The sequence below is a fragment of the Mesorhizobium sp. M0621 genome, assembly GCF_040320745.1.
In the GTDB taxonomy this organism is placed as follows: domain Bacteria; phylum Pseudomonadota; class Alphaproteobacteria; order Rhizobiales; family Rhizobiaceae; genus Mesorhizobium.
In genome coordinates this window covers 1-3050 of sequence record NZ_JAMYQF010000115.1, presented here as the reverse complement: position 1 = coordinate 3050, position 3050 = coordinate 1, and the positions used below count along the sequence as shown (strand labels likewise).

The following is a 3050-nucleotide window of genomic DNA, read 5'->3' as shown; positions in this document are numbered from 1 at the left end:
CCCGTAACTTGAGCATCAAGGAACGCGACATCCTAGTGGACGCGGACATTCTCATCAGCACAGGCTGCGTGGGCTATGCCACTGAGGCGACCTTTACACGCGTGTATGAGGCCGCCGCGATGTCACGCCCGTGGGTCGTCGCCTTCACAATGCACCCTTTCAGTTATGACGAAATCGCGGCGGCCTTTCGGGGTTTCTCGTTGGAAACAAGGCTCGTAGAACAGCTCAGACAACGCCAGCGCCGCTTCTCCTCATCGGCGGAACGACAGGCAATCCTGAAAACCATGGCCGAACTCGGTATGAACGCCCGCCTAGAACGCACGACTGGCTATATCTACGCGTCCTGCTACATCTCCACACCGCCAGGCGAGGCGCTTTGAGAGCTCAGCTATTTAGCGCGCGTGCCGTTTGCTGCGAGCATAAGAACAGTGAAGGCGTTTCGCCGGCTGGCGCCGGCACCAGGCGTAGGCCCCATAACTGCGAGCGCTATAGTCCCAGCTGTGGGAGACGGTCGTCAGTTGCAATCAGCACGGCACTTTGCGGCTTGGCTCGGGCCTGCATGCGAGCGGGAAGAGGAGCGTTTCGGCAGGATCAGTAGGGAGGGGATAGATATCGGCGAGCGCTTCTTTTTTAATGGTGTGCCACTCGACAATTTCTCGCCGACTGCAGCGATCTGTTCTTCAATAAATCGATGTGATCGGACAGGGTATTGATCACTTTGCATGCGATCGCTGGCAGGTGGTCTGGCGTCATTGCGTTTTAATCGCCGCCGCAGCTCTGACATGCGGTAGCCGCCTTTTACGTGAGCGCTGTCCCTGCGCCACCGTTCGCGCGTGAGCCGGTTCGACGGGTTGATTATTCACGGGTTCTGGACGGCGGCGCGATTGCCTGAGGAGAAGGCGCGGATCGTGGCGGAAAGCTACGATGCTGGCGAGACGTGAGCGCTGTGGCTCGGCGACATGCATTGTCCCCGCAGCAGCTGTTCGCCTGGAGCCGGTTCGCGCGGGTGCCGTTGGCGAATGCGCCGGCACCGGAGCCGTTGTTTGTTCCAGCAGTCGCGGCACAGCAACCCGAACCGGCGGGGGAGCGCGCCAGATCGACACGGAAGCGGAAGGCCGCGCGAGAAGCCGGCGTGATCGAGCTGGAGGTGACGGCGTCGCCATGCGGGTCGGTCGTGGCGCCGACGCCAGGACGCTGGCGGCGGTGATCCGGGGGCGGAAGGCGCCGTCGTGATCGGGCCGACGGGTGTGGTCAAGGTGATGGTCGCGACGAAGCCGGTGGACTTCCGCAAGGGGGCCGAGGTGCCGATCGACCAACTGCTGCTGGGTCTGGAAGAGGCGAGCAGGTTGAGGCGGAGGGCTTCGCCGCAGAGGACACCGCCGATCCTGCCAAGCGCGAGGCTCGCGCCAGCAAGCGCCGTACCAACCGCGGTGCCCTGCACAGGCACCTGCCGCGTATCGAGCAGGTCATCGACATTCTCGACAAGATCTGCCCGTGCCTGCAGAGGAATGCTGCACGTCATGGGCGAGGATCGCTCCGAGCGCCTCGACATCGTGCTGGCCCAATTCCGCGTCATCGTCACGCGTCGACCGAAGTATGCCTGCCGGAGCTTCGAGGAGGTCGTGGTGCAGGCGCCCGCAGCGGAGCGCGTCGTCGAGGGGGGCATCCCGACCGAAGCGACCGTCGCCCACGTGCTGGTGTCGAAGTATGCCGACCATCTTCCCCTGTATCGGCAGGCGCAGATCTATGCCCGGCAGGGCGTGAACCTGGATCGGTTCACGCTCGCCGACTGGGCCGGCAAGGCAGCCTTCCTGCTACGGCCGATCCACCAGCGGCTGTTCGAGCGGCTGAAGGCGTCCGGCAAGCTCTTCGCCGACGAGACCACGGCGCCGGTGCTCGATCCCGGGCGCGGCCGCACCAAGACGGGCCAGCTGTTCGCCTATGCGCGCGACGATCGCCCCTGGGGCGGGATCGATCCGCCCGGTGTCGCCTATCTCTATGCGCCCGACCGCAAGGCCGAACAGCCACTCCGGCACCTTCAGGGCTTCGTCGGAATCCTGCAAGTCGACGGCTACGCGGATATCGGGCGTTGGCCGTGCGCAACGCCGTGAGCCTGGCGTTCTGCTGGGCGCATGTCCGTCGCCGGTTCTACGAACTGGCCCAGTCCGGACCCGCGCCGATCGCCAACGGAGGCGCTCGAGCGCATCGCCGTAACAGTTCCGGCGCGGCGGATAGATAGCAGTAGGTGTCGCGAACATTGGCGTGGCCGAGAAAGGTCGAGAGGACCGGCAGTTCCCGCTCGACATCTTGGCCCGCACGATACCAGTTGGTCAGGGCCTGGACGGCGATCGGTGACGAAGATCGTGAACCCGCGGACCGTTGCGCTGCCCTTTCTGCCGCAGACCGATCTGTCGCGACAGCTGCCAGAACACCCGGTGCACGTATTGCTGCAGCAATCTGCCGCCCTGCTCGGCGACAAAGAAATAGGGCTACCAGGCGCGACGAGATGCGCGTCGCGTCGTGCGGCATCGTCCGACAGCACGGCGACCGTCGTGGCATGGAGCGGCACCAGCCGCGACTTGCCGAACTTCGTCTCCCGAATGGTGAGGATACCTTGGTCGATATCGACGTCGTCTCGGCGCAGGTCGAGCGCTTCGGAATGGCGTAGCCCGGCCACCGCTATCGACGGAGGGCGTTGGCCGGCGGCAGCGACAGTGCCGCCGCCAGAAGCGCCGTGATCTCGGCATCGCTATAGATGTAGGGCTTTGCCCGTTGTGCCGGCGGCACAGCGTCTTGAGGTGGCCACTTCCGTCATCGCGTCCAAATGAGCGAGGTGCTGAGCGAAGCAGCGCACATCGGTCATGCGGATGGACCAACTTGGTGGTCGGCCGATCAACGTCACCCACTTCATTGCCAGCGCCGTGGGGATGGTCTCGGCGCCGCGAGCCTGCATGAAGGTAACGAAATTCGATAATCGTCGGCGGGGCCATGATACTTGTATCCAATCCTGGCGCATGCCCACATAGCGCTCAAGCGCTGTTCGAAGACGG

5 pseudogenes are annotated in these 3050 nt (G+C 64.2%); 3 read left to right on the top strand and 2 right to left on the bottom strand.

The annotated features are described in order from the left end of the window. From NKI38_RS33265 to tnpC, 3 pseudogenes are all read left to right on the top strand, one after another. Positions 1-380, top strand: a pseudogene (locus tag NKI38_RS33265) (hypothetical protein); the annotation flags it as partial. A gap of 81 nt (positions 381-461) precedes the next feature. Next, positions 462-558: pseudogene (locus NKI38_RS33260) on the top strand (transposase); the annotation flags it as partial. A 746-nt stretch (positions 559-1304) separates the two neighbouring features. Further along, positions 1305-2210 (top strand): annotated as a pseudogene (tnpC, locus tag NKI38_RS33255) (IS66 family transposase); the annotation flags it as partial. 374 nt (positions 2211-2584) lie between these two features. Here tnpC and NKI38_RS33250 read toward each other — a convergent pair. Continuing rightward, positions 2585-2677, bottom strand: a pseudogene (locus NKI38_RS33250) (tyrosine-type recombinase/integrase); the annotation flags it as partial. A 72-nt stretch (positions 2678-2749) separates the two neighbouring features. After that, a pseudogene (locus NKI38_RS33245) lies at positions 2750-3050 on the bottom strand (hypothetical protein); the annotation flags it as partial.